At 69.5% G+C, this 24,167-nt stretch carries 22 protein-coding genes; 5 read left to right on the top strand and 17 right to left on the bottom strand.

Annotated elements, in window-relative coordinates; genetic code table 11:
- Complete coding sequence (locus ACZ6QO_RS21210; RefSeq protein ID WP_465853046.1) at positions 1 to 810, bottom strand: type 1 glutamine amidotransferase domain-containing protein; 810 nt, start codon at positions 808 to 810, stop codon at positions 1 to 3.
- A 316-nt stretch (positions 811 to 1,126) separates the two neighbouring features.
- Here ACZ6QO_RS21210 and ACZ6QO_RS21205 point away from each other — a divergent pair, with 316 nt between their 5' ends.
- The gene (locus tag ACZ6QO_RS21205) at positions 1,127 to 2,209 is read left to right on the top strand and encodes an IS701 family transposase (RefSeq protein WP_465853044.1); all 1,083 of its coding nucleotides are present in this window, start codon (positions 1,127 to 1,129) and stop codon (positions 2,207 to 2,209) included.
- Here the strand turns inward: ACZ6QO_RS21205 and ACZ6QO_RS21200 are convergent.
- The 3 genes from ACZ6QO_RS21200 to ACZ6QO_RS21190 are packed head-to-tail and all read right to left on the bottom strand — an operon-like array spanning position 2,206 to position 4,700.
- Positions 2,206 to 2,904: an EthD domain-containing protein gene (locus ACZ6QO_RS21200; protein WP_465853042.1), complete on the bottom strand. Its 699-nt coding sequence runs from the start codon at positions 2,902 to 2,904 to the stop codon at positions 2,206 to 2,208. The genes ACZ6QO_RS21205 and ACZ6QO_RS21200 overlap by 4 nt on opposite strands.
- 23 nt (positions 2,905 to 2,927) lie before the next feature.
- Entirely contained in the window at positions 2,928 to 3,236 is a 309-nt protein-coding gene (locus tag ACZ6QO_RS21195) for a muconolactone Delta-isomerase family protein (protein ID WP_465853040.1), read from the bottom strand.
- Between the two features lie 12 nt (positions 3,237 to 3,248).
- Positions 3,249 to 4,700 carry an ankyrin repeat domain-containing protein gene (locus ACZ6QO_RS21190; RefSeq protein WP_465853038.1) on the bottom strand — a complete coding sequence of 484 codons (1,452 nt, stop codon included), beginning with the start codon at positions 4,698 to 4,700 and terminating at the stop codon, positions 3,249 to 3,251.
- 153 nt (positions 4,701 to 4,853) lie between these two features.
- Between ACZ6QO_RS21190 and ACZ6QO_RS21185 the strand changes: the two genes are divergently transcribed.
- Complete coding sequence (locus ACZ6QO_RS21185) at positions 4,854 to 6,188, top strand: ATP-binding protein (protein WP_465853036.1); 1,335 nt, start codon at positions 4,854 to 4,856, stop codon at positions 6,186 to 6,188.
- Positions 6,189 to 6,258: 70 nt separating this feature from the next.
- Here the strand turns inward: ACZ6QO_RS21185 and ACZ6QO_RS21180 are convergent, their stop codons facing one another.
- Positions 6,259 to 6,741 (bottom strand): VOC family protein, encoded by a 483-nt coding sequence (locus ACZ6QO_RS21180; protein WP_465853034.1) that lies wholly within the window; start codon positions 6,739 to 6,741, stop codon positions 6,259 to 6,261.
- Positions 6,738 to 8,237, bottom strand: coding sequence for an FAD-dependent monooxygenase (locus ACZ6QO_RS21175; RefSeq protein ID WP_465853032.1), 1,500 nt, complete (start codon positions 8,235 to 8,237; stop codon positions 6,738 to 6,740). The genes ACZ6QO_RS21180 and ACZ6QO_RS21175 overlap by 4 nt, the downstream gene beginning before the upstream one ends.
- A 228-nt stretch (positions 8,238 to 8,465) precedes the next feature.
- Between ACZ6QO_RS21175 and ACZ6QO_RS21170 the strand changes: the two genes are divergently transcribed.
- Positions 8,466 to 10,442, top strand: a complete 1,977-nt coding sequence (locus tag ACZ6QO_RS21170) for a cation:proton antiporter domain-containing protein (RefSeq protein ID WP_465853030.1) — start codon at positions 8,466 to 8,468, stop codon at positions 10,440 to 10,442.
- A gap of 11 nt (positions 10,443 to 10,453) precedes the next feature.
- Here ACZ6QO_RS21170 and ACZ6QO_RS21165 read toward each other — a convergent pair whose 3' ends face one another.
- The 8 genes from ACZ6QO_RS21165 to ACZ6QO_RS21130 form a co-directional block, all read right to left on the bottom strand.
- Positions 10,454 to 11,386, bottom strand: coding sequence for an aldo/keto reductase (locus ACZ6QO_RS21165; protein WP_465853028.1), 933 nt, complete (start codon positions 11,384 to 11,386; stop codon positions 10,454 to 10,456).
- Between the two features lie 96 nt (positions 11,387 to 11,482).
- A complete protein-coding gene (locus ACZ6QO_RS21160) occupies positions 11,483 to 13,276 on the bottom strand; it encodes an AfsR/SARP family transcriptional regulator (RefSeq protein ID WP_465853026.1) in 1,794 nt (597 codons plus the stop codon).
- A 60-nt stretch (positions 13,277 to 13,336) separates the two neighbouring features.
- On the bottom strand, positions 13,337 to 15,583 hold the full coding sequence (locus ACZ6QO_RS21155; protein WP_465853024.1) for an AfsR/SARP family transcriptional regulator: 2,247 nt from the start codon (positions 15,581 to 15,583) through the stop codon (positions 13,337 to 13,339).
- 273 nt (positions 15,584 to 15,856) lie between these two features.
- On the bottom strand, positions 15,857 to 17,002 hold the full coding sequence (locus ACZ6QO_RS21150; protein WP_465853022.1) for an IS701 family transposase: 1,146 nt from the start codon (positions 17,000 to 17,002) through the stop codon (positions 15,857 to 15,859).
- A 149-nt stretch (positions 17,003 to 17,151) separates the two neighbouring features.
- Positions 17,152 to 18,792, bottom strand: a complete 1,641-nt coding sequence (locus ACZ6QO_RS21145; RefSeq protein WP_465853020.1) for an FAD-dependent oxidoreductase — start codon at positions 18,790 to 18,792, stop codon at positions 17,152 to 17,154.
- Positions 18,793 to 18,918: 126 nt separating this feature from the next.
- On the bottom strand, positions 18,919 to 19,182 hold the full coding sequence (locus ACZ6QO_RS21140; protein WP_465853018.1) for a ubiquitin carboxyl-terminal hydrolase 14: 264 nt from the start codon (positions 19,180 to 19,182) through the stop codon (positions 18,919 to 18,921).
- A gap of 197 nt (positions 19,183 to 19,379) precedes the next feature.
- Complete coding sequence (locus tag ACZ6QO_RS21135; protein ID WP_465853016.1) at positions 19,380 to 20,336, bottom strand: TIGR03885 family FMN-dependent LLM class oxidoreductase; 957 nt, start codon at positions 20,334 to 20,336, stop codon at positions 19,380 to 19,382.
- Between the two features lie 101 nt (positions 20,337 to 20,437).
- Positions 20,438 to 20,758 (bottom strand): hypothetical protein, encoded by a 321-nt coding sequence (locus ACZ6QO_RS21130; protein WP_465853014.1) that lies wholly within the window; start codon positions 20,756 to 20,758, stop codon positions 20,438 to 20,440.
- Between the two features lie 262 nt (positions 20,759 to 21,020).
- On the opposite strand from ACZ6QO_RS21130, the gene ACZ6QO_RS21125 reads away from it, so the two are divergent.
- Both ACZ6QO_RS21125 and ACZ6QO_RS21120 read left to right on the top strand, forming a co-directional pair.
- A complete protein-coding gene (locus tag ACZ6QO_RS21125) occupies positions 21,021 to 21,395 on the top strand; it encodes a DUF1622 domain-containing protein (RefSeq protein WP_465853012.1) in 375 nt (124 codons plus the stop codon).
- Between the two features lie 154 nt (positions 21,396 to 21,549).
- On the top strand, positions 21,550 to 22,602 hold the full coding sequence (locus tag ACZ6QO_RS21120) for a PP2C family protein-serine/threonine phosphatase (RefSeq protein ID WP_465853010.1): 1,053 nt from the start codon (positions 21,550 to 21,552) through the stop codon (positions 22,600 to 22,602).
- A 64-nt stretch (positions 22,603 to 22,666) separates the two neighbouring features.
- Here the strand turns inward: ACZ6QO_RS21120 and ACZ6QO_RS21115 are convergent, their stop codons facing one another.
- From ACZ6QO_RS21115 to ACZ6QO_RS21105, 3 genes are all read right to left on the bottom strand, one after another.
- Positions 22,667 to 23,179, bottom strand: a complete 513-nt coding sequence (locus tag ACZ6QO_RS21115) for a hypothetical protein (RefSeq protein WP_465853008.1) — start codon at positions 23,177 to 23,179, stop codon at positions 22,667 to 22,669.
- Between the two features lie 149 nt (positions 23,180 to 23,328).
- The gene (locus tag ACZ6QO_RS21110; RefSeq protein WP_465853006.1) at positions 23,329 to 23,667 is read right to left on the bottom strand and encodes an ArsR/SmtB family transcription factor; all 339 of its coding nucleotides are present in this window, start codon (positions 23,665 to 23,667) and stop codon (positions 23,329 to 23,331) included.
- Positions 23,664 to 24,128, bottom strand: a complete 465-nt coding sequence (locus ACZ6QO_RS21105; protein ID WP_465853004.1) for an SRPBCC domain-containing protein — start codon at positions 24,126 to 24,128, stop codon at positions 23,664 to 23,666. The genes ACZ6QO_RS21110 and ACZ6QO_RS21105 overlap by 4 nt, the downstream gene beginning before the upstream one ends.
- Between the last annotated feature and the right edge of the window lie 39 nt (positions 24,129 to 24,167).

The following is a 24,167-nucleotide window of genomic DNA, read 5'->3' as shown; positions in this document are numbered from 1 at the left end:
TCACCAGCCGTATCGGCGCAGGCCCGACTCGAGGACCTCCACGATCTTCTCGCCGGTCAGGAACGAGTCGGGGGTGGAGCGCCCGGTGATGAACGGGTAGTCGACGATGACCGACGTCTCCTTGCCGAAGTTGCCGATGTAGCGGCCGTCGGGGCCGGTGGCGTCGCGCAGGATGTACTCCAGCGGGTACGGCGGCGGCCCCATCACGAAGTCGGTGCCGAGGAAGCCGGTGCCGTCCTTGTAGTCGTACTCCTTGCAGTGGCCGGTGACGTGCTTGCCCCAGATGATGCTCTTGCGGTCCTCCCAGTCGCGGGCGAACGCCAGGCAGGTCACGCCGTAGCACTCGGCGCCGATCGGCTTGCCGGCCTTGAGGAAGCCCAGGATGAGCGCGTGGACGCGCTCGTTGTTCCCCAGGTCGACGATGGGGCCGCTGCCGCCCACGATCAGCAGGGCGTCGTACTGGGAGACGAACTCCTCCTCGACCCTGGCGAGCGAGTGGTTGTACCGCTCGAGCGCCCGGAGGTAGCCGGCGTCGGCGGTGTAGGGGCGCTCCGGAAGGATGTCCCGCAGGCTGAGCGGGTTGTCCAGCCGGGTGGACTCGTCGAGCTCCTTGGTCATCTTGGCGACCTCGGGCGTGGTCACCGACCGCCCCAGCGGAGGGTCGACGTACTCCGGATCCATGCTGGGCGGCAGGGCGTGGGCACGGGCGCCGGTCGGCGTGGCGAAAGCCACCTCGTAGCCCTTTTCATCGAAACGCGCCAGCGGTCCGACGAGCTCCTCGCCCCAGTAACCGTATTCGGACAGAATCACCAAAATCCTGCGCGGCATGAGTCCCTCTCTGAGAATCGCATTTGCCGTAATTTCTCCAAATCTGCGGGCCGGTCGCGACCGGCCGCAATGCGGATGGCAGGACTTCCGGAACTAGACATGCTGGTCGACGCACTTAGTCACGTTCCGGATCGTCGCCGATCGCGCACTGTGGGTCACGAGGTCGTTCCATACCTGACTAAGTCTCATCCCGCGTTCGGCTAGTTCTGGAAGTCCCCCGCATCTCATTGCCGCCCTCCCGGCGAGCGCTGCAAATTTGGGGCCAATTACGGGAAAAGTCGATTATGAGGAACCATGCATGGATGACCTCGCGCGCTTTTGTCATGACCTGCTGGCTTCGATCCCCCGCTCCGATCAGCGACGCTGGGGCGAGGTGTACATCCGGGGTCTGGTGGAGGTCCCCGGCAGGAAGTCGCTGCGCCGCATAGCCGAGCAGATCACCGGCAGGCCGGCCGACCAGTGCCTGCAGCAGTTCGTCAACCAGAGCCCCTGGGACCACGTCGCGGTCCGGCACGCGCTCGCCCGCGACGTCGCCGCCGCCCTGCGTCCCCGCGCCTGGGTGGTGCGAGAGGTGGCGTTCCCGAAGAACGGCGACAAGTCGGTCGGCGTCACCCGCCAGTTCGCCGTCACGGAGGGCAGGCGGATGAACTGCCAGCTCGCCCTGACCGTGCTCCTGGCGGGCGACGCGGGCGCCTGCCCGGTGGACTGGCGGCTCCTGCTGCCCAAGCCGTGGGATCAGGACGAGGAACGCCGCGCGCTCGCCGGCGTCCCCGACACGATCAGGCACCAGCCCCGGCTACGCCACGTCCTCGACGGCGTCGACGAGATCCGTACGATCGCGGGCCTGCGGCCCGCTCCCGTCATCGTGCCGGACGAACAGGGCCCCGAGGCCCTGAGACTGGTGCACGCCCTGGAGGAACGCGGCCTGCACTATCTGGTCCGCCTCCCCCAGGACGCGGCCATCACCGGCGGGATGACCGTGGGCGACCTGGCGGCGCGCACCGCCGACAGCGCGGGCCTGACGCTCTGGCAGGACGGGAAGGGCAGATCCCGGTTCACCTCGCTCCTGCTGCGGCACCGCAGGGCGGCGCTGCCGAACGACCGAAAGATGATCATGGAGTGGGCCGCCCACGGCCGGCCGCTGAAGTCCGTATGGATGACCAACCTCACCCATGTCGATCTCTACGACCTCACCGGGCTGATCAACCTGCGGCACGGGGCCGACGACGATATCGCCCGGATGAGCGACGAGACCGGCCTCCGTCAGTTCGAAGGCCGGTCCTTCCGTGGCTGGCACCATCACGTCACTCTGGCCTCGATCGCCTGGGCCTACCGGCTGCGGCAGACCGCCGCGCGCCCCGGCCTGCGCGCCGCGATCTAGGACCGGGGCTCGGGACCGATGATCCAGTGCTCCTGGACGGCCATGCGATGGATGTAGCGCGGTTCCACGAACGTCTTCAGCTCCTCCTCGGCGCGCCGGAACTCGGGCGACTTCAGCGCCTCCGCCAGGGCGTCGGCACTGTCGAACCAGAGCTGGTGGGCGCCGTCGAGCAGCGCCTCCCCGATGCCGTAGGCCCCGTCGCGGGTGTGGCCCTGGACGTAGCGGCGCAGCCCCGGGACGGCCGCGACCAGCTCGGCGTACTTGGTCCGGCTGCGCTCCCTGAACTCCGCCAGCGGCACGCCTTCCTTCCGCTTCACCAGGAAGACCAGCTTCACGCCCGCGGGGTCGGTGCTCCCCTCCGGGCCGCCGGCCAGCTCATAGGCGTCGGTGTCGACCACGACCGTCCGCCAGAACGCCGCCCAGCGGGGCTCGTCGAGCCGGGCGCCCTCCAGGAACTCCTTGGTCTGCAGGGAGGCGAGCTGCTCCTCCTCGTTGGCCAGCCAGATCTCGGCGATCCCGCTCCACTTCGGCTCCTCACCGAGGGGCTCGAACGGGAGGACCGCGTCGATCAGGTACTTCCTGATCTGCGGGATCTTGCTCGCGTACCGCACGGCGTGCACGTTGATCCAGTAGTCCTGGAATTCCTTGTCGCTCATTCCCGGCTTCGGGGCGGCGAAGATCAGCTGATGGATCACGGTGTTGTTCCCTCCGGCCCGGTTCAGACCTTGTAGCGCTTGCGGACGTCGTCGGCGAATCCCAGGTAGTCGCGCAGCGGCCAGACCGCCTCGAACTCCAGGTACTCCCGCATCGGCAGCCGGCCGAGGGCCGTGCGGTCGAGCTCCTCGGCGTCCGGCGACTCGATGATCGCGATGACCCGCTTCTGCGCGGCCACCTTCCAGATGCCGACGCAGAACCCGGAGTCGAGCGTCTCCTGGGCGTGCTCGGCCTCTTCCTGCTCGACCTCCCACAGGTCGTCGAGCGATATGCGGCCCTCGTGGTTCCATCGCATCTGCACGTAGAACAACATGGTGGTTCTCCTTTACTTGGCGCCCGCGGCGCGGATGAACGAGGTGAAGTCGTGGGAATCGCCGTAGATCTGCTTCGCCAGGTCGACCGCCGTCGTGCCGTCGTGCCCGAGAAGGTCCAGCCGCGCTCCGGCGCCGACCAGGATGCGCGCGCACTCCTCGTAGCCGTGCCAGATGGCGTCGTGCAACGGCGTGTAGCCGTTGGTGGCTCCCTGGTAGTTGATGTCGACGCCCGGCCAGGTGGCGATCAGGCTGGTCAGCTCCTGGTGGCCGTTGTAGACCGCCTTGTGCAGCGGAACCGCGCCGAACGTGGGCTCGACCGCGTTGACGTCCGCGCCGGCGGCCAGGAGCAGCCGGGCGATCTCGGTGTGCCCGTCGCGTGCGGCGACCAGCAGCGGGGTGTGCAGGTCGTTGAAACCGTTCACCACCGGGAAGCGCTCGTCCACCTTGTCGCCTTCGGCGAGGCACTTCTGGACCGCCGACACGTCGCCTTCTGTGACGGCCGCCATGAGCCGCTGCCCGGCGACGGCCTCCTCGTCATGGCGCTGCCGGCGCTTGATGTGCTCCTCCGCCTCGAGCAGCCGTTCCTTGCCGATGACGTTGACGTTCAGCTCGTAGGCGAAGTGGTCCTTGAGCGGGAATCCGTAGTGGGTGACCTGCTTCAGGCCGGCCCCCTGGTCGAGCAGGTACTCGACGATGTCGGGGTACTTGAACCACAGGGCGTCCATCAGCGGGGTGTGCCCGGTCGTCGCGGCCACGGCGTCCACGAACGCGCCCGCCTCGACCAGCGCCTTGACCACCTCGAGGCTGCCGCCCATGCACGCCTTGTGCAGGGCGGTCGCGCCGCCGCGGCGGTCGGCGGTCAGCACGTCGGCGCCGCCGTCGATCAGCGCGCGGACGGTGGCCACGTCACCGCGGCCGGCGGCGATCATCAGCGCGGTGAGGCCCGTCTCCTCTTCCCGGTAGCTGGGGTCGGCGCCCTGGGACAGCATCTCGGCCACCTTGTCGGCGGCGCCCTTGCGGATCTCGGCGAGCATCCGCACGCCGATGTCCGAACGGAAGATCGCCACCTCGGGCGAGGAGTCGAAGAACGCCCTCCAGAGGGTGATCAGCCCGTCGTCGCCGACGGTGAGCACCATGGAGAACTCGAAGTCGGCGTCCATCCCGGTCGTCTTGTGCTCGATCCGCTGCCAGTTGATCACGAAGGCCCGGTCGCCCTCGACGATCATCTCGCGCTGCTCGAAATCCGTGACGTCCGTGTAGAGCGTCCTGAGGCGGAAGGCCTCGATGACTCCTTCTATGCCATGCCAGGTCTTGAGATTGGGAACCACGGTGTTGAACCTGTTCCCGGGGAGATCGAAGACGATCGACGGCGACAGGGCGCCGAGCACGCCTTCCACATTTCCGCTCTGCACATCCGCGAAAAGTTGCGTGACTACTTTTCTGGTGGTCGCGCTATCGGCCACGAGAAGCACCTCCGGGCATGATGGATTGGCACCAGTACAGACCTGCCAATCGGGGATGGGCAAGAAAACCGGGGATTCTCCCGGCACTACGTGAAGTTGACGAAGTACGGCCGAAAACCGCCCGCCCGCGACCGCGCCGCCTACCATCGACTGGTGGACGCCGTGGAGCTGAAGAGCCTGTTCCTGTTCGAGTCGCTAGATGAGAGCCGCCTTGCGTGGTTGAACGCACGAGGGTGCGAGAAGACCTATGCCGAGGGCGAGAACATCTACATCGAGGGCGACCCCGCGCTGTGCTTCGTGGTACTGCTCGACGGGACCATAAGGATGACCCGTCGAGTGCGGGGCGGCGCCGAGGTCGAGATCAACCGCAGCGACCATCGCGGCGCCTACGCGGGCGGCGTGCTGGCCGTGATCGACGACGAGATCCAGAAGTATCCGCACACATTGCAGGCGATGACCGGCTGCCGGGTCTTCGAGATCCCCGTCGCCGACATCGTGACGGCGCTGAACGAATGGTTCCCGATGCCGATGCACATCCTCAAGGGAGTGAGCAGAGGCATCCGCACCAGCGAGGAGCGGGTGGCCGAACGTGAACGCCTCGCCGCCCTCGGATCGGTCACCGCGGGACTGACGCACGAGCTGAACAACCCGGCCGCGGCGGCCGTGCGGGCCAGCAGGCTGCTGCGCGGGCGCGTCGCCAAGGCCCTGGAGCTGCCCGACGACCTGCCCGGCGTGTCGACGCTCTCGTTCATGGAGATGGGAGACCGCGAGGACGAGCTGGGCGAGTGGCTCTCCCGGCGCGGCGTCCCCGACCCCTGGGTGGCGGCGCCGATCCTGGTGGCCGCGGGAGCCGACCTCGAATGGGCCGCCTCCTTCGAGCGCCGGCACCCCGACGACCTCGCCGTCGCGATCGGCCGGCTGACGGCCGTGCTGGAGATCGACCAGCTCCTGTCGGAGATGACCGAGGCCACCACGCGCATCAGCGACCTCATCGACGCGGCCAAACAGTACTCCCAGATGGACCGCGGGCCGATGCAGCGCGTCAACGTGCACACCCTGATCGACAGCACGCTGGCGATCCTCGCTCACAAGCTCTCCGGGGTGCAGATCACGCGGAACTACGACCGTTCGCTGCCGTCCATCGACGCCTACGCCGCCGAGCTGAACCAGGTCTGGACCAACCTCATCGACAACGCCGTCGCCGCGATGGGCGGCGGGGGCAAGCTGAGCATCACGACCAGCAGGGACGGCGGCTGCCTGAGCGTCGAGATCGCCGACACCGGGCCGGGGATCCCCGCGGAGATCCGCAACCGGATCTTCGAGCCGTTCTTCACCACCAAGCCCGTGGGCGATGGTACGGGCCTGGGCCTGGACATCTGCCACCGCATCGTGGTCGACCGGCACGGCGGCGACATCCGCGTGACCTCCGTTCCCGGAGAGACCCGCTTCCAGGTCGTGCTCCCGACCAGCCCCTCCTCCTGCGACTGAGCCACCGCCGCATCTTGTACGGCCGGCGTCACCGGCCGTACAAGATCGCGTCAGCCGCCGCGGGCGGCGGTCAGAGGTGGCAGTGGATCGGCCCCCGCTGGTCGTACAGCTCGATGAGCTCGCCGCTCGGCCCCTTGACGAAGGCCACGCGGCACTTGACCTCGGGTTCGCCGTTGAGGACGACCGACGTCGGCTCACCGGTCCACGATTCCATCGGGAAGGCGCTGCCGCCCGACTTCAGGCAGTTGCGGTACGCCTCGTCCACGTCCGGCACGATGATCGCGATGTGGTGCATCGGCCCCGACGAGGAGTCCACGCCGTCGGTGCCGCCGGGGAACAGCTCGATGTAGGTGTGACCACCCAGTTCGAGGTAGGTCCCGTGGCCGTCGTAGACGACCTGGCCGGTCTCGCTGGTCGACTTGGTCCACTCGTACCTGGCCGAGAAGCCAAGCCCGTCGCGGTAGAAGACCAGCGACTTCTCCACGTCCGCGCAGAGAATGGCCACGTGCATGAGCGGAGCCGCGTCGGCCGGGCGGCTGAAGGTCTCGGTCATCCGCCCGCCACCGCCTTGGCCGGGTCCTGGAGCCAGTCGTGCAGCCGGCCGGGCAGCGTGGCGGCCTCCGCGGCCGGGGCGGTGAGGGCCACATAGCCGTCGGGGCGCACCAGGACCGCGTGGGGCAGATCGGCAGTGCCGACCGTGATGGGCGTACGGCTCTGCTCGGCGGCCTCCTTGACGGCGACCAGGTCGGCGTCGGCGGGGACCATCAGGGACCAGTGGAGCCCGTCGGCCATGCCGGGCCGTGGCGGCATCCGCCGGCCGATCGCCGGCTGCGGCGCGTGCGGGTCGGCTCCGTAGTAGTCGACCTCCAGCTGGGCGAGGCGGCGCGCCATCCAGCCCGGGAACTCGGGGACCTGGCCGATGGCGGAGAAGATGTGGTTGCGCATCGCCAGCCGCTCCGGGTGCGTGATCGACGCAAGGTCGGTCATCTGCGCGGTCATCCCGACCAGACCCTCGGCGACCGGACGGCGCTCCTCGGTGTAGGTCTCCAGCAGCTTGGGCGAGGCGGTGCCGTCGATGACGGCGGCGAGCTTCCAGGCGAGGTTGATCGCGTCCTGGATGCCGGTGTTCATGCCCTGGCCGCCGACCGGGCTGTACACGTGCGCGGCGTCGCCCGCCAGGAAGACCGGGCCGGTACCGCCGAAGGTCTCGGCCAGGCGAAGGCCCACCCGCCACTTCGACGTCCGCTCGATCTTGTGGACGACGGCGCCGGCGTCGGCCGGTCCCCTGGTCTCCAGCAGGCGCTGGATGCCGGCCAGATCCTGCGGAGGCGTCGTGTCGCTCTCCAGCGCCACGATGCGGTAGCGGTTCTCGCCGGTCAACGGCGCGACGACCAGCAGCCCCTCGGGCGAGAAGAAGAAGACGATGCCCTCGTCCGGCCCGTGCCAGTCCATGACCACTTCGGTCAGGGCGAAGCTCTGCGGCCGTTCGTTGCCCTCCCAGCCGATGCCCATGCGCGTCCGGACGGTGCTGTGCATGCCATCACAGCCGATGACATAACGGGCCTCGATGGCGCGAAGCTCGCCGTCCTTGCCGGCCACCGTCGCCATCATGCCCGGATACTGCTCGCGCAGGTCGACGAGCGTGCGGTCACGGTGGATGGTGCCGCCCATCTCCAGGAACCGCTCGGCGAGCACGGCCTCGGTGGTCGGCTGCGGCACGACGAGGATGTAGGGGTACGGCGTGTCCAGCTGCCCGTACGGCGTGGTCCACAGGCGGTGCTTGCCGTCCCTGATCGTCAGCGCCGGCGTGGGCTTGCCGCGAGCGATGAGCTCCCGGTCGACCCCGATGGTGGAAAGCGACTCCAGGGTCCGCGCCTGCATGGCCGCGGCGCGAGTGTGCACCAGCGGCTCGGTCAGCCGGTCGATGACGACGGTTTCCACGTTCAAGCTGCGCAGGGCGCAGGCCAGCGCGAGGCCGACGGGCGCCGCTCCGACGATGAGGACTTCAGTTTTGCCCGGTGGGACGCTCTCGGCCGAAGAATTGGCCACGATCGCTCCAAGTCGACTCGGTGGATTTCTCGATATTCGGAAGCATCGAAGGCGGCGCGGGGAAGCACAACATAAACCTCACGAAGTGCGCCCCCGGAATTATTCGCCGCCCCGCCGCCTCACGCTCTTCGCACTGCCGACTTGACGAGGTCACATCGACGCGATTGACTCCGCGGCTTCGGATGTGCCTCGCTGTTGTCGACAAACCGTCTCAGGAAGAGGGGCCCGTTGGCAGTCGAATTCCTCGGAGGGGTCGTCGCACTCGTATTGGCGGCGGCGGTCACCGGTTATCTGTCCTTCCGGGCGAAGATCATGCCCATCGTCGGATTCCTGGCCGCCGGGGCGATCGTCGGGCCGAACGCCCTGGGCCTGGTCGGGGATCCCCATGTCGTGGAGATCGCCGCGGAGATCGGCGTCATCCTGCTGCTGTTCTCCATCGGCCTTGAGTTCTCCCTCGACCGGCTGTCGCGGATCAAACGGCTGATCCTGGTGGGCGGCGGCCTGCAGGTCCTGCTCACGACGGGCCTGATGCTCGCCCTGCTGGCCGCCTTCGGCGTTCCCTGGCAGGTCGGGGTGTTCACCGGCATGCTGGTGTCGCTGTCCTCCACGGCGATCGTGCTCAAGCTGCTGGCCGCCCAGGGCCGCACCACCAGCGACCGGGGTCAGACGACGCTGGCCTTCCTGCTCTTCCAGGACCTGGCCATCGTCGTCATGGTGCTGGTCATCCCCTTCCTGGGAGAGGGCGGCGGCTCGGCCCTGGACATCGTCCGGGCCATCGGCACCGCCATCGCGGTGATCGCCCTGGTGCTCGTGGTCGCGCGCAAGGTGATGCCCCCGCTGCTCGCCCTGGTCGCCCGGACGTGCTCGCCCGAGCTGTTCCTGCTGACGATCGTGGCCATCTGCTTCGGCACCGCCTTCATCACCAGCCTCGCCGGCGTCAGCGTGTCCCTCGGCGCGTTCCTCGCCGGCCTGGTCGTCAGCGAGAGCGACCACGCCGACCACGCCATCGGCGAGATCATGCCGTTGCAGATCCTGTTCAGCGCCACGTTCTTCGTGTCCATCGGAATGCTCCTCGACCTGCCCTTCGTCGTGAGCAACCTGCCGCTCGTCGCGGCCGGCGTGGGCGCGGTCCTGCTGGTGAAGGCCGCCGCCGCCTGGCTTCCCGCGCGGGCGCTCGGGCTGGGCGTGGGCTCCGCGACGGCCGTGGCGCTCCTGCTGGTCCAGATCGGGGAGTTCTCCTTCGTCCTGGAACGGGCCGGCGCGGCCGTGGGCCTGTCCCCCGCCGGGCTCGGCGAGGAAGGCTCCCAGGCCTTCATAGCCGTGGCCGTGCTGCTCATGGCGGCGACGCCCCTGCTGGGCGGCACGGGTTCCTGGCTGGCCGACCGCTGGAGCCGGCGTCCCCCGTCGGGCCGCGCCGCGGACCATGCCGCGGACGCGGCCAAGGCCGGCGCCGAGCCCGAACGGCGGGACCATGTGCTGATCTCCGGCTACGGCAGCTCCGCCCGCCATCTGGCCGCCGAGCTGGCCCTGACCGAGATGCCGTTCACGGTGGTCACGCTGAGCCCCGAGGGGGCGGCCGAGGCGCGGCGGCTCTCCTATGACGTCGTGCTGGGCGATCCGGGCAAGACGCAGATCCTCCAGCACGCCGGAGTGACCCAGGCGCGCATGATCGTGATTCCGGACGACGAACACGAGATGACGGCCCGGGTGGCCACCCTCGCCCGGCAGCTCAACCCGCAGGCCGTCATCGTCGGCCGTCCCATCGGCCGCGGTTCCGTCCGGCATCTGTCGGACGCCGGGGTCGACCGCATCGTCGACCCCGAGCTGACGAGCTCGGTGGCGCTGACGTCCCGGGTGCACGCCGAACTGGGCCTGCCGAGCGCCCACCCCGACGGCCAGGGCCTGGACACCTCACGCGTGTTCCGGCTCACCGTCCCCGAGGGGGACGGCTGCGAGCACACCCCGCTCATCCACCCGGTCCTCCCCCAGTCGGCGGGGTGCGCCGAATGCCTGCGCCTGGGCACCACCTGGGTCCACCTGCGCGTCTGCCTGACGTGCGGCCACGTCGGCTGCTGCGACTCCTCCCCCAAGCGCCATGCCCAGGCGCACTACGCCGAGACCGGGCACGCCGTCATCCGTTCGGCCGAGCCCGGCGAGGACTGGGGCTGGTGCTACGCGGACGACATGCTCTTCGGGGTGCGCTGATGCTGATGTGGTCAGGCGCTGGCGTCGTCCAGCAGGGCGAGCTCGTCGGCGGTGAGCCGCAGCGTCATGAACGGAAGAAGGTCCGCGAGCTGCTCGGGGCTGCGGGCCCCGGCGAGCGGCGCCGCGACCGTGGGCTGTGCGGCGAGCCAGGCCAGCGCGACCGCGGCGAGCGTGGTGCGATGGGCCGCCGCGATCTTGTCCAGGGCCGCCAGCACGGCCGGGCCCCTACCGCGCAGGTAGGGACGGCACTGGGCCGCGCGAGCGCTCTGCACGTCCGGTCCTCCGGGACGGTACTTCCCGGTCAGGAAGCCGCGCGCCAGCGCCACATACGGCAGGCACGAAAGCCCGGCGCCGGCCACGGTGGGCGCCAGGTTGCGTTCATAGTTCGCGCGCTCGACCAGGTTGTACTCCATCTGCACCGCGACGTACGCCGGGAACCCCTCGCGCGCCGATGTCTCCAGCGACGCCGCGAGCCGGTCCGCGGTGAAGTTGGACGCCGCGATGTACCGCACCTTGCCGGCCCGCACCAGCGCGTCGAACGCGGCGAGCGTCTCGGCGACAGGGGTGCCGTGGTCGTCGAGGTGCGCGTAGTACAGGTCGACGTGATCTGTGCCGAGCCGGCGCAGCGAGCCTTCGATCCCCTTCCGGATCGTCTCAGGCGTCAGGTCGGAAAGGCCCGGCATCGCTCCGACCTTGGTGGCGATCACCAGTCGGTGCCGGTTGCCCCGGGCCTTCATCCAGCGGCCGATGATGGTCTCGGACTCGCCTCCGCGGTTGCCGGGGCGCTGGATGCCGTACAGATCGGCCGTGTCGATGAAGTTGCCGCCCGCCTCGGCGTAGGCGTCCAGCACGGCGAACGAGGTCTCCTCGTCCACGGTCCAGCCGAAAGGATTGCCGCCCAGGCACAGCGGGGACACATCCAGATCACTCGTACCGATTTTCATACCGCCGAAGCTCCGTCCGTTCCTCAAACCTGTGGTCATAGGCGGCGACCGCCGCCCGTCATGTCTCTCCGGTCACGGCCGGAGACTCAGCGTAGATCAGGGCGCGCGAGCGCACAGCACTCTCTCCAACGCTGCCGAGAGCTCGTCGTCGGCCTCCTCGGACCGCGCCCGCTCCAGGGCGTAGGCGAGCACCACGTCGCGGCAGATGTAGACATCGCCGCTGCGCCGCAGCAGGTGCGCTTTGACCAGCTCGTCGAGCAGTCCGTCGGTCACACTCTGCGGTGCCTCGGCCAGCGCCGCGGCCACCGCCGGGTGCACCTGCTCGTCGCCGAGCGCCCCGATGCGCCGCAGCAGCAGCTGGGCCTGGGCGTCGAGCCCGCGGTAGGCGAAGTCCAGCACCGGCCGGATCCTGAGGTCGCCGCTCTCCAGCTCCTCGAGGAGATTGTCGGGTCCGAGGGCCCGGACCATCCGGTCCAGGCTCCAGTGCGGGCGCACCACGAGCCGGGCCGTCACGATGCGCAGGGCCAGGCACAGCCCCCCGCACTTGGAGATCAGCCGCTGGGTGGCGTCGGGCTCACGGGCCAGCCGCTCGGCCCCCACTCCGTGGGCGAGGATGGCGTGCGCCGCCTCGGGGGTGAGCGGCGCGAGCGAGACGAGAAGCGTCCGCGGAAGATCGGTGAGCGCGTCGCGCGAGGTCACCATCACGGCGGTGCCCTGCCCGATGGGGAGCAGCGCCCTGATCTGCGCGGCGCTCGCCGCGTCGTCGAGGACGATGAGCATGCGGCGGTCGGCGAGAAGCGCGCGGAACTGGGCCGCGCGCCGGTCCAGGCCGTCGGCGATGTCCGCGGGGGCGACTCCGAGGTCGCGGAGGAACTCCGCGAGCACCTCGTCGGGCCGGGCCGGCCGCTCGGAGGCGCCCCCCAGGTCGGTGAAGAGCTGACCGTCGGGATAGCGGCTCTGCAGGAGATGCCCGGCCTCGATGGCGAGGGTGGTCTTGCCGATGCCGCCGGGTCCGGTGATCAGGGCGATGCCGCCCTCCTCGGCCAGCGCGCCGCGTACGCGCTCCAGCTCTTCTCTGTGCCCGACCGTCTCGAAGAGCGCCGCGGGCAGTTGGCGGGGCGTCGGCCTGGTCACCGGGGCGCTGTCGAGCGCCCGGTCCTGAACCAGGATCCGCTGCTGCAGGGCGCGCAGGGCGGGGCTCGGCTCGGTCCCCAGGCAGTTCTTCAGCTGCGTCCGCAGCGTCTGGTAGATCTGCAGCGCGTCCCCCACCCTTCCCGAGCGGTAGGAGGCGAGCATCAGTTGTTCGTGGAACTTCTCCCGGAGGGGATGACCGTCGGCCAGCGCACGAAGCTCGGGGATGATCGTCCGATGCCGGCCGAGGGCGAGCTCGACGTCGATGAGCTCCTCGAAGCACGTCAGCCGGAGCCCGTCCCAGTACGCCTGGGTCTCTCCGGCCAGCTCGATGTCGATTCCGGTCAGCAGGGGTCCGCGCCAGAGCGCGATGGCTTGCCGGAACCCCCTCACCGCCTCCTCCCATCGTTCCTCCTGCACGGCCGCGCGCGCCTGGGTCAGCAGATCCTCGAACTCCAGGGTGTCGACGCGCACGGCGCCGCGGAGCAGGTAACCGGACGGGCGCGTCTGGATGTCGAGGCCGCAGGCGCGCAGCGCGCTCACCCCCCGCTGGACCTGGTTGGCCGCGCTGCCCGGCGCGTTCCTTCCGTACAGGGCCTGTATCAGCGACTCCTTGGGGACCTCACGGCCAGGGGCGAGCAGCAGACGCGCCAGGACCACCTGCGGCCGGCGGCCCTGGATCGGCACCTCCTCCCCGTCTCTGGCCACGAGCAGGGGACCCAGCAACCCGAAACGCCACGAGCTTGATTCCCGTGTCATGTCTCTCCCTTGAGACCACGATGTGCGCGGAAGCGACGGATCACCCGGTGGTGCCAGGCTTCACCGTCGTTGCGCCGCGATCAGGCGACGGCTCTGGGCGATGAGTTCTCGCCCGTGGACATCCTCGATGCGCTCGAAGAGCGTCTGTGCCCGCTCCAGGAGCGTCATGGCCTCGCCGTGCGCCGCGCGCAGAGTGGCGCGGCGGCTCAGCGAGTACCACAGCATGGCCTGGCCGCGTAGATCGCCTGACCGGTGGACGGCTTCCAGTGCCACCTCGTGGCCGTCCAGCCACTCGTCGTTGTAGCCGCCGGACTCGAACAGCGGCAGCGGGGCGATGGCCAGTTCCCAGCAGTGCGCGTCGAGACCGTACTCCGCGCACCGCCGAATCGACTGGTTGATGACGCACATGTTCGACGCGAGCCACTCCCGCCCGCAACGGACGGGCTTGTGCTGCTCCATCGGCCGGCGGGCGGCCGTCGCGTAGGGCGGCGACCGGCCGTGGATGTTCGCGTAGGCCACGTCGGTCTGGGCCAGCAGTGTGCTCATGACGCGTTCGACGGACGTCCGCTGCTGGTCCTTGGACTCCTCCGAGTCCGCCCGTTCGCGGGCGTAGGCCAAGATGATGTCGTGGCAGTGGAACCGGGAGGCCTCCCTGGGTTGCAGGAGGTAGGCGTCGGCCAGTGTCTCCAGTAGGTCGGCCGCGCCCTGTCCCGCGGTGCCCGCCAGGGCGATGGCGGTCCAGTCGCAGACGTCGCTGAGCCGCAGAGAGCCGATGCGGCGGAACAGCCGCCGGGCGTCCGGAGGAAGCGACCGATAGGCGACGCCGAAGACGGGCCGCAGGTTCAGTTCCCCGCTGCGCAGCTCGTCCAGAGGGTTGTCCTCCAGCCGGCGAAGCAGGTGGGAAAGGCTCCAGTGCGGCTTGGCCGTCAGGCGGGCCGCGAGGATGCGCAGTGCGAGCGGGGAGCCGCCCAGCAGCTTCAGCAGGCGGTCGACGGTGGACGGGTCGCCCGCGAGCCGCTCGGGGCCGGTCGCCACCGTGAGGAGCATGCGGGCGTCCTCGCGGTTCAGCGGGGCCAGCGGGGTACGGCTGGCGCCGTCCAGCTCGGCCAGCGGCGGGCGGCTGGTGACGATCACCCCGCATCCCGGCGTTCCCGGCAGCAACGGCCGCACCTGGCCGGCCGAGGCGGCGTTGTCGAGCACCAGCAGCACGGGGCGCGCGGCGAGGATCGAACGGAATCGGGCGCTTCGCCTGTCGAGCCCGTCCGGGATGTCGTGGTCGCCGACCCCTAACTCGCGCAGGAAGCGGGCGAGCACCTCGTGTGGTTCGGCGGGCCGGTCGGACGCGCCGCCGAGGTCGATGAAGAGCTGCCCGTGGGGGTAGTTCTTCTGGCTCTGGTGAGCCGCCTCGACGGCGACCGTGGTCTTGCCGATGCCGCCAGGCCCGGTGATCAGTGCGATGCGGTTCTGGTCGAGCGCCCACCGCACCCGCGCGACCTCGTCACGGCGGCCCGTCAGGTCCGGTATCGAGGGCGGCAGCTGCCGCGGCACCGGCGCCCGGCTGGCGGCCGACTCGCGCGTGAGCAGCCGCTGGTGCAGGTCCTGCAGCTCGATGCCCGGATCGGTGCCGAGGGTCTCCGCCAGGTGCGCGCGGAACGCCTCGTACGCCTCCAGCGCGGCGGACGTGCGGCCCATCTGGTGAAGCGCCCGGATGTACTGCTTCTGGAAGCTCTCGCGCAGCGGGAAGTCGCGGGTGAGCTCGCGGAGCTCCGCGACGAGCACGTCGTGCAGGCCCAGGTCGAGCTCGGCGTCGATGCACTCCTCCAGGGCGAGGAGGCGGCGGTCCTCCAGTCTCGCCGCCTCCGCCTGCAGTGCCGCGCTGTCGAGCCCGGTCAGGGCGGGCCCGCGCCACAGACCGAGCGCCGCCCGGTAGATGCGCGCCCCTTCCCGCGGGCTACCGGCGCGTACGGCCGTGCGCGCCCGCACGCACAGATCGTCGAAGACGTGGGCGTCGACCCAGCCGCGCTCGGCCCGCAGTACGTACCCCGTGCTCTGGTACCGCACGTCGAGCCCGAGCCGGCGAAGGTCGCTGACCCCGCGTTGCACCTGGTTGTGGGCGGTGACAGGAGGGTCCTCCGCGTACAGGGCCTGGATCAGGTGGTCGGGAAGCACCACCTGGCCCGGCGTCAGCAACAGGCTGACCAGCACCACGCTGGCCCGCCGGCCCGGCAGCTCCAGTTCCTTGCCACCACGGCTGACGCGCAGATATCCCAATATTTCAAAGCGGAGTTGCTGGATATTCCCTGTCACTTACCCGCCTTTAGGAGAGAAACGACACGGTTCAGCAAGTTGTATTCAAATCACTGCGGTGAGCGAACCGTGTATGTGACCTGCGTCACACACTACTGTTACCGATCTTGATCGTACACGGCCTTCGCGTCACAGGCTTTCCGGCCGGCGACGCCGGCGAAGGACGCATTGGACCTGCAGATCTCTGGTTCTATCGCAATTATCAGAACCGGAGGGCCGTGACGCAATCTTTTTGGCCCCGGCGGCCGGAGACCGCGAGGTTCGCCACCGGCGTCACACCCATCTCCTCAGCAAGTCCGCCGCGCCCAGACCGGGGCGTTCTCCGACGGTCCCCGACAGCAGCTTGCGGAAGGCGTGGGCGGCGGAGACCAAGGTCACATGGTGATGCCATCCCCGGTAGAGGCGTCCCTCGAAATCGCGAAGCCCGGCCTCGTTCGACACGGTCAGCCGCTGCTCCCTGACGCACTCGACCGTCCTTGTGAGCCGGTAGAGCGCGACCGGTGTCACATGCGTGATGTTGGTCAGCCAGTACTCGGTGGTGTGACCACCGCTCATGACGCCCAGAAGCAACAAGGGATGCTCGTCGGCCAGCGGCTGGTCCATCTGGCAGGGCATCTTCACCCGGGCGCTGACCACGAGCGTGGGCCGGTGACCCGCTCTGACCGGCTGGCTCAGGTCCCGCAACACCTGAATGAGCTGAGCGGCCTGCATGCGGCGGCCCGTCAGGAAGGGGACGCGGGAGTCGGCCGGGCTGAACGGGGCCAGTTCGTTGACCCGGACGGCGAAGGGAATGCCGTGGCAGGACAGCTCGAACACGATGGCGCTGAGGTCGAGCGACCTGGCGTCCATCACCACCGGCCGCCACCGCAGCCCCCAGCCCCGCAGGACGTTGATGGCGGCCCGTACGCCGACCTCGCCCGCGGTCGCGGCCGTGGCGTCGTCGGGCACCCCGGCGCGCCGCCGGCGCTCCTCGTCGGCCAGCCAGCTGCTGGACAGCACCATCTGCCAGTCGATCGGGTAGGCGTCATGCTCGTCGGCCAGCCAGACTCCCAGCACCTCCTGGGAGGAGGTCAGCCGGCCGAGTTTCGCGTAGAACCGCCGTTCCACGCCGACCGAGTGCTCGCCCGCCTTCGAGATGAGCACCGGTTCGACGACCACGGCGGCGGACCTGGTGTTCTGCTCCACATAGGTGGCGAGCGAACGGCGTACCGCGGTCCAGTCCCACGGAGAGTGACTGATGAACTGCTGAAGGCTCTGTTCCGCGGCCGCCCCGGATTCGGCGGCTATTCTGCGCATCGTCTTACGGCCCTCTATTGTGAGGAGGCCTCGCAGATAGCGTTCCGCGTGCTGTCGCTGGTCACGTCTCTTCAGCGAAGCGAACAGCACGTCGCAGAACTCCGTGAACAACTCCGAAGACATTCTGCGCTGGACTACCGACTCATCGATCACACTCAAGGTGAACCCCCCCTGTCCCCTGTTCAGGGGGCACCCCCGCCCCCCATCCGCATAGTCGCTGTCCGGACTGTCGCTGCGCTGTCTCGGCGTTTACGCGGTAATTACGCGGGAGGTCAGCTCATGGATCTGTAGAGATGCATGAGAGCGACGGCCATGGCCCCCTCCCCGACGCCGGAGGCCACCCGCTTAATCGAACGGGCCCGTACGTCACCGGCCGCGAAAACACCCGGCACACTGGTCTCGAGGTTGAACGGGTCGCGTTCCGCCGTCCAGGATTTCGGCAGGGTCCCATCCCGGGTAAGGTCGGCGCCGGTAAGTATGAAACCGTGCTCGTCGCGTTCGACCGCCCCGTCCAGCCACTGGGTCCTGGGACGCGCGCCGATGAAAGTGAACACGAACCTGGCGGTCTCCACGGTCTCATCCCCGGTCGCGTCGGACGCGATGCGGATACGTTCCAAATGCTCGTCACCCAGGAACTCCAGAACCCTCGCCTGCAGCCGCACCTCGATGTTCGGCGTCCGGCCGATCTCGTCGACGAGATACTGCGACATCCCCGCCTCCAAGGTCTCCGAGCGGACGAGCATGGTGACCCGCGAGGCGTACTTGGAGAAGTGGATGGCCGCCTGGCCCGCCGAGTTCGCCCCGCCGACGATGAAGACGTGCTGGGAGATGCAGGACTGGCTCTCGGTGGTGGCCGCCCCGTAGTAGAGCCCGGCGCCCGCGAAACGATCGGCCCCCGGGACATCGATCTTGTTGTAGGCGACGCCCATCGACAGCAGCACGATCTCGGCGCCGATCTCCGAACCGTCGGAGAGGGTGACGATCCTGGCCGGGTCGGCCCGGCGTAACCCGACGGCCTCCACCGGGTACAGCAACTCCGCCCCGAACCGGCGCACCTGCGACACGGCCCTGCGGGCGAGGTCCCCGCCGGACAGGCCGGCCGGGAAGCCGAGGTAGTTCTCGATCAGGCTGGAGGTGCCGGCCTGCCCGCCAGGGACGTTGGAGTCGAGCAGCAGCGCCGACAACCCCTCGGAGGCCGCGTAGACGCCCGCGGCCAGGCCCGCGGGCCCGGCGCCGACGATGACGATCTCGTAGTGGGGCCGGGAGGCGGCCGTCGACAGGCCGAACCGGTCGGCGAGCTCGGTGTTGGTGGGAGTGGCCAGGCGGTCTCCGTTGGGGAAGACGACCAGGGGCAGGGCGTACTGCCCCTCTCCCGCCAGCTTCCGCGCCTCGGGGTCGACGTTGACGTCCAGGAACTGGAACGGCTGCTCGTTGCGGGTCAGGAAGTCGCGGACCGCGTGGGTGGCCGGCGAGACGAGGTTGCCGATGACCTTGATGCCCTTGTAGCTCTGCCGGTGGGCCGCCTGCCAGTCGGCCAGCAGATCGTCGAGGATGGGGAAGAGCCGCTCCTCGGGCGGGTCCCAGGGCTTCATCAGATAGTGGTCCAGCCGGACACTGTTGATCGCGGTGATCGCCGCGTCGGTGTCGGCGTAGGCGGTCAGCAGCACCCGCTTGGCGTCGGGGACCCGGCTCACCGCATCGAGCAGGAACTCGACGCCGGTCATTCCCGGCATGCGCTGGTCGACCAGCAGCAGGGCGGTGTCCAGGCCCCGGGCCTCGACGGACTCGAGGATTCCCAGCGCCTCCAACGCCGACGACGCGCCCAGCACCCGGAACCGGTCCGCGTAGGTGTTGCGCAGGTCTCGCCGGACCGCGCGAAGCACCTGCGGGTCGTCGTCGACCGCGAGAATCACGGGCTTCGGTGCTTCCTGGCCATCCATAATAGTGGGCTCGCTCATTTCACATTCCTCCGGGATCGATCCGCGCCATGGTTCAGGGGCCGGTGCGCATCATCCTCCGGAGGATGATGCGCGCCGTCCTCACGTCGTCTCCAGGACCACCTCGTCGGCGTAGCACCACGCCCAGTCCTCACCCGGTTCAATGGAAGCGGCGATCGGGTGACCTGTCGCCCTGTAGTGCTTGGTGGCGTGCCGGTTGCGGGAGGTGTCACAGCATCCGACGTGGCCACAGGTCATGCATTTACGCAGGTGCACCCAGCGGCTGCCCATCGCCAGGCACTCCTCGCAGCCTTGTGGCGTCCTCGGGGCCACATCCTGAATCTGGTTCGTGTGCGTGCATTCCATGCCGCTCTCCCGTCGCTCCTTCATTCCTCGCCCAGAGCCTAGGCAGGGGCTCAGGAGCGGCCGGGGCGACTTGACTTAATACCCGCAAATCGGCCCCGACTTGACTAACTCTGTTGCACGCACAGTGATGGGCGGAATGAATCGCGCCGTGACGCACCGTCTCACCAATTGGGATACCGCACAATGCGGTGGAACGTCTAGCGCAGCGCGGGAAGGACCTTGGCGCCGAAGGCGTCGATGAACGGCGGCAGGTCCTGGCCCACATGGTGCAGATAGATCCGCTCGAAACCCAGCGCCGCGTAACCGCGAAGCCAGTCGACGTGCCGGTCGAGGTCGGCGGAGATGTTCACCACACGGCGTACCTGCTCCACGGTCACGTGCTCGGAGACCACGTCGAAGTGCTCCACCAGTTCCAGGTCCCAGCAGACCGGCGGGCCGAAGACGTTGCCGCGCCACTGGTCGTGGGCGATCGCCTCGGCCTCCGCCTCGGTCGGCGCCCAGCTCAGGTGGACCTGCAGGCAGACCGGCCCGCGTCCCCCCGCGTCCCGGTACGCCGCGATCATCTCGCGCAGGTGCTCCTCGGGGGCGTTGACCGTGACCAGGCCGTCCGCCCACTCCGCGCACCGGGCCGCGGTGCCGGTGCTCACCGCCGCGCCGATCAGCGGCGGCCGCGTCTCGGGGCGGGTCCACAGCCGGGCGCGGTCCACGGTGACCAGGCCGTCATGGGTGACGTCCTCGCCGTCGAGCAGGTCGCGGATGACGTCCACGCACTCGCGCAGGCGGGCGTCGCGGACGTCCTTGCGCGGCCACGGCGCGCCGGTGATGTGCTCGTTGCTGTACTCGCCGCTGCCCAGCGCGGCCCAGAACCGGCCAGGGAACATGGCGCCGAGGGTCCCGATCGCCTGGGCGATGATCGCCGGGTGGTAACGCTGCCCTGGCGCGTTCACGACGCCGAAGGTGAGGCCGGTGGCCTGCAGGGCGGCGCCCAGCCAGGACCAGGCGAAGGCGGACTGGCCCTGCCGCTCGCTCCACGGGGAGAAGTGGTCGGAGCACATGGCGGCGTCGAAGCCGGCGCGTTCGGCGGCGACCATCGCGGCGAGGAGCTCGGCGGGCGGGATCTGCTCGTGGGAGGCGTGAATTCCATACTCGGTCATGCGCGGCACGGCTACCCGCCAGAGCCGCCGCCAACCCCGGCCCGCCGCTCGGATGAGGGATTCGAGTTCCGGACGCCGGCTCCACCCGCGGGTCATCTGGTTCACCGGTCCGGATAGAGCCCCTCGAAGGCGTGCGCGACGACCTCGTCGTGGGACAGGGTGCGGATCCAGGATCCGGATCCCGCCGAGATCGTGCCGCACGTGTCCGGGTCGATGTTCCGCACGGTGTACTGGTCGACGGTCGCTCCCGATCCCTCCGTCACGCTGCCTTCCTGCACCCGCACGAGGCGGCCGCCCCCGTCATAGGTCAGCTCCCGGTAGGTGCCGTCTCCGTTCGACCAGCGGACCACCTCGGGATCGCCGGGCAGCATGGACGGCTGGATGATGCTGGTCCGGCAGCCGGGGTGCGGGATGAACGTCATGATCCCCCCATGGGGAGTAGCCGGCGAGAAGGCTTTCTTCCGTATCGCCGCGGACACCCCGCGCATTACAACGCCCCGGCCGGTCACCACGAATCAACCGCGGACGCGCCCCAGGGGACACGATCACCGGCCGGCCGGGCATCCGGACGCAACCTACGCGGGCTCGTGGAACGTTCCGCGCCGGCCCGTGTGGAAACCGTGCGCGCCCGGATATATCAGGGGCAGACAGGTCGCGAGACGGCGGCCGTCCTGAGGAGCGCGCGTGAACATCCAAGCTCTCGTCCAGACCGTCGGTGAGATGATCGACGCCGCGGGCGTGGTCGTCATCGTCCTCGGCGCGTCGCTGGCGACGGTCCTGTTCATCCGCCGCCTGCTGCGACGGGAATCGTTCGATCGGATCTACCGGCGGTATCGCCAGAACCTCGGACGGGCGATCCTGCTCGGGCTGGAGTTCCTCGTGGCGGGCGACATCATCCGCACCGTGGCCGTGTCGCCCACCTTCGCCGGGGTCGGCGTCCTCGCGCTGATCGTCCTGGTGCGGACCTTCCTGAGCATGGCACTCCAGATGGAGTTGGAGGGCCGCCGGCCATGGCGGCCCGGCGGTACCCGCACCAAGGACCTGCCCTCGTCCGGCTGAGTTCCGGCCTCTGCGCATCCGTCGTTGCGGTCCTTCCGCTATCCGGGTGCGGCACCGGCCGGACGACTTCCCAATCTGGACGCGCCGAGCGATGGCGCCTCGCCATGATCTGTCGATAGCTTTGGAGAAGAGGGAGGTTGCTCTGAACATTCTGGTGACGCATGTCCACACCAAATCGCAGACAGTGCTCAGGTCGCTGCCTTTCGTCGCCATCGCCGCCGTCGCGTGCATCGATCTGCTGGCCGGTCCCCGGCTGGGTTTCCTGCCGTTGCTGACGCTCGGCCCGACGTTCGCCTCGGTGTCGGGAAGCGTGCGGCGCACTCTTGCCGTGGGTGTGCTCGCGCTCGCGGTCTGCCTGCCTCTCGCCCATTACAACGGGCTTCTGCTCACCCCGCAGAACAACCTCACCGTCGCGGCCGTCACCGGCGTCACCGGCGCCAGCGTCCTGGCCAGCCACCTGCGCATCCGGCGCGAACGCGAACTCGCCAACGTACGCCTGGTGGCGGAGGCGGCCCAGCGCGTGCTCCTGCGCCCCGTGCCTCGCCGAGCCGGCGACCTGCGCATCGCACTGTCCTACACCTCCGCGGCGGCGGAGGCGCAGATCGGCGGCGACCTCTACGAGGTCGTCACCACCCCTCGCGGTGTCCGCCTGCTCATCGGGGACGTCCAGGGCAAAGGCCTGGAGGCCGTCGAGACGGCCGCCTGGGTTCTCGGCGCGTTCCGCGAGGCCGCCTACGACGAACCGGACCTGGCCGGGGTGGGGCACCGCCTGGAGAACAGCCTCACCCGGCATCTGGGCGGCGAGAAGTTCGTCACGGCGATCCTCGCCGAAGTCCATGACGGTGAGATCTCACTGCTCAACTTCGGCCACCCCGCCCCCCTGGTCATACGCCGCAACGGGAACAGCGCCTTCGCCGAACCCAAGACGGAATGCCCGCCACTCGGCCTGGCGTCGCTCGGCCCCGGCGAGCCCGAGCCGCACCGCATATCTTTCCAGGAGGGCGACCAGATCCTCCTGTACACCGACGGCGTCATCGAGGCCCGCGACCAGACACGATCCTTCTACCCGCTCTCGGAAAGAGCGAAGGTGCTGACGGGCCCCGATCCCCAGACCGCTCTGGACGAACTGCGCGCCGACCTCCTCGACCATGTGGGCGGCCCCCTGCTGGACGACGCGGCGATGCTCCTGCTGCGCCGCCACACCTGACCGCCATCCGCCCCCGATCGGTCTCCGGGGGTTGGTGCCTGCCGGTCCGCAACACGCCGGCACATCACGCGGTGGCCGCGGCCATGGCGGTGCCGGGCAGGAGAGCCAGGAGCTGTCGGGTGTGGCCGGGCAGCTCCACCTCTGCCAGGCCGGTGATGAGATCACTCAGCGGCACGGGCCGATCGGCCAGCACCGTGCCGTTGGACAGCAGCAGAGTGGGCAGCAGTGTGGCGAGTTCGGTCTCGCTCAGCATCGATCCGAGTGCGCAGAGGGCGTCCGCTTGGCGGCGGATGCGGTCCGCCAGCCCCGCGGTGCCGCCGGCGAGCGCGATGACGCGTTCGATGGTCCAGGTGTCGGACGCTGTGCGGTTGTCGTAGGTGGTGACGGCTCCCGCGGCGACGGAGGAGACGGCGGTGATGGTGGCGGCATTGACGAGGGCCACGTGTGCCAGGATCTGGCCGGCGTTCCATTCGCCGGCCGGCGGGGCCGGGTCGCCGAAGCCGGCCACTGAGCCGGCCACGGTGGCGGCCGCGCCCAGCAGCGAGCGGTAGGCGTCACGAAGCGGGGCGGTGTCCATTTTGTCCTCTTCCTTCGGTGGTCGTGCGCGGAGTGCGCAGGGAAGACGACAGCGGCTCGGATGCCGCTCGTCTCTGGGGGTGGGCGCCCGCGTCCGGGCGCGGATCATCGGCGCCGCCACGGATGTGGCGGCGTTCGCTGGAGAGGAGGTCAGCCCTTCTGGCCGCGCTGGATCGCTTCGGCGATCTCCTTGATGCGACGCAGCCGGGCGTCCCAGGCGGCCCCGACCGACGACAGTTGCGCGACAGCGCGGGCCAGTCGGGTCTGGTCGACCTGGTAGCGACGCTCGCGTCCGGAGGGGGTGCCGTGGACGAGCCCGGCCCGGTCGAGTACGCCGAGGTGTTTGGCGACCGCTTGGCGTGTGATCGGCAACTGCTCACTCAGTGTCGTCGCCGTGCCGCCGCCGTTGGTCAGCAGCAGATCGAGCATCCGCCGCCGGACGGGGTCGCCCACCGCCGACCAGAGTTCGTCGTCGACCGTGCCGCTCATGGCGTTGACGCCGGCCGGGCGGCGTAGGCCACCAGGCGGGGCAGGAAGTGGTCCCATCCGGTCGCGTGCTCGCGGTACCGCTCCTCGAGCACGGAGCCCTCCCAGCCCTTGTCCTGGAACCCCGTCTCGGTGAAGCGCAGCAGCGTGCCCGCACCCGATGCGACCAGTTCGAAGGTCACCAGGAGCGAGTTGGCCGGCGTCGCGGCCTGGTCCTGGTCGTACACCCAGCGGAAGGAGAATCGCCGGGGCGGGTCGGCCTCCACCACCGTGAGTGCCACGACCTTCGCCTCCGGCGTGGATCTGTCGCCGAATGAGATGACCCCGGTGGCGCCGGGCACCGGCTTGAGCTCCGCTTCGTCCGGCCACCACTCCCGCAGGTGTTCGGGCGTGCTGATGACCTGGTAGACCACCTCGGGTGTGGCTTCGATGTGGAACTCCCGCTCAATGCCGGTGTACGTCATCCTGCTCCCCGCCCTCTCGCAACCTTTAGTTGCGCATGA

The sequence above is a fragment of the Sphaerisporangium sp. NPDC049457 genome (assembly GCF_055586705.1).
This window is presented reverse-complemented; position numbering and strand designations above follow the sequence as displayed.

Coding starts and splice junctions, on each gene's coding strand:
- ACZ6QO_RS21180 (WP_465853034.1), bottom strand. CDS start 6,741: ATGACCGAGACCTTCAGCCGCCCGGCCGACGCGGCTCCGCTCATGCAC.
- ACZ6QO_RS21150 (WP_465853022.1), bottom strand. CDS start 17,002: ATGTCTTCGGAGTTGTTCACGGAGTTCTGCGACGTGCTGTTCGCTTCG.
- ACZ6QO_RS21205 (WP_465853044.1), top strand. CDS start 1,127: ATGGATGACCTCGCGCGCTTTTGTCATGACCTGCTGGCTTCGATCCCC.
- ACZ6QO_RS21115 (WP_465853008.1), bottom strand. CDS start 23,179: ATGGACACCGCCCCGCTTCGTGACGCCTACCGCTCGCTGCTGGGCGCG.
- ACZ6QO_RS21165 (WP_465853028.1), bottom strand. CDS start 11,386: ATGAAAATCGGTACGAGTGATCTGGATGTGTCCCCGCTGTGCCTGGGC.
- ACZ6QO_RS21140 (WP_465853018.1), bottom strand. CDS start 19,182: ATGGAATGCACGCACACGAACCAGATTCAGGATGTGGCCCCGAGGACG.
- ACZ6QO_RS21105 (WP_465853004.1), bottom strand. CDS start 24,128: ATGACGTACACCGGCATTGAGCGGGAGTTCCACATCGAAGCCACACCC.
- ACZ6QO_RS21160 (WP_465853026.1), bottom strand. CDS start 13,276: ATGACACGGGAATCAAGCTCGTGGCGTTTCGGGTTGCTGGGTCCCCTG.
- ACZ6QO_RS21195 (WP_465853040.1), bottom strand. CDS start 3,236: ATGTTGTTCTACGTGCAGATGCGATGGAACCACGAGGGCCGCATATCG.
- ACZ6QO_RS21130 (WP_465853014.1), bottom strand. CDS start 20,758: ATGACGTTCATCCCGCACCCCGGCTGCCGGACCAGCATCATCCAGCCG.
- ACZ6QO_RS21135 (WP_465853016.1), bottom strand. CDS start 20,336: ATGACCGAGTATGGAATTCACGCCTCCCACGAGCAGATCCCGCCCGCC.
- ACZ6QO_RS21110 (WP_465853006.1), bottom strand. CDS start 23,667: ATGAGCGGCACGGTCGACGACGAACTCTGGTCGGCGGTGGGCGACCCC.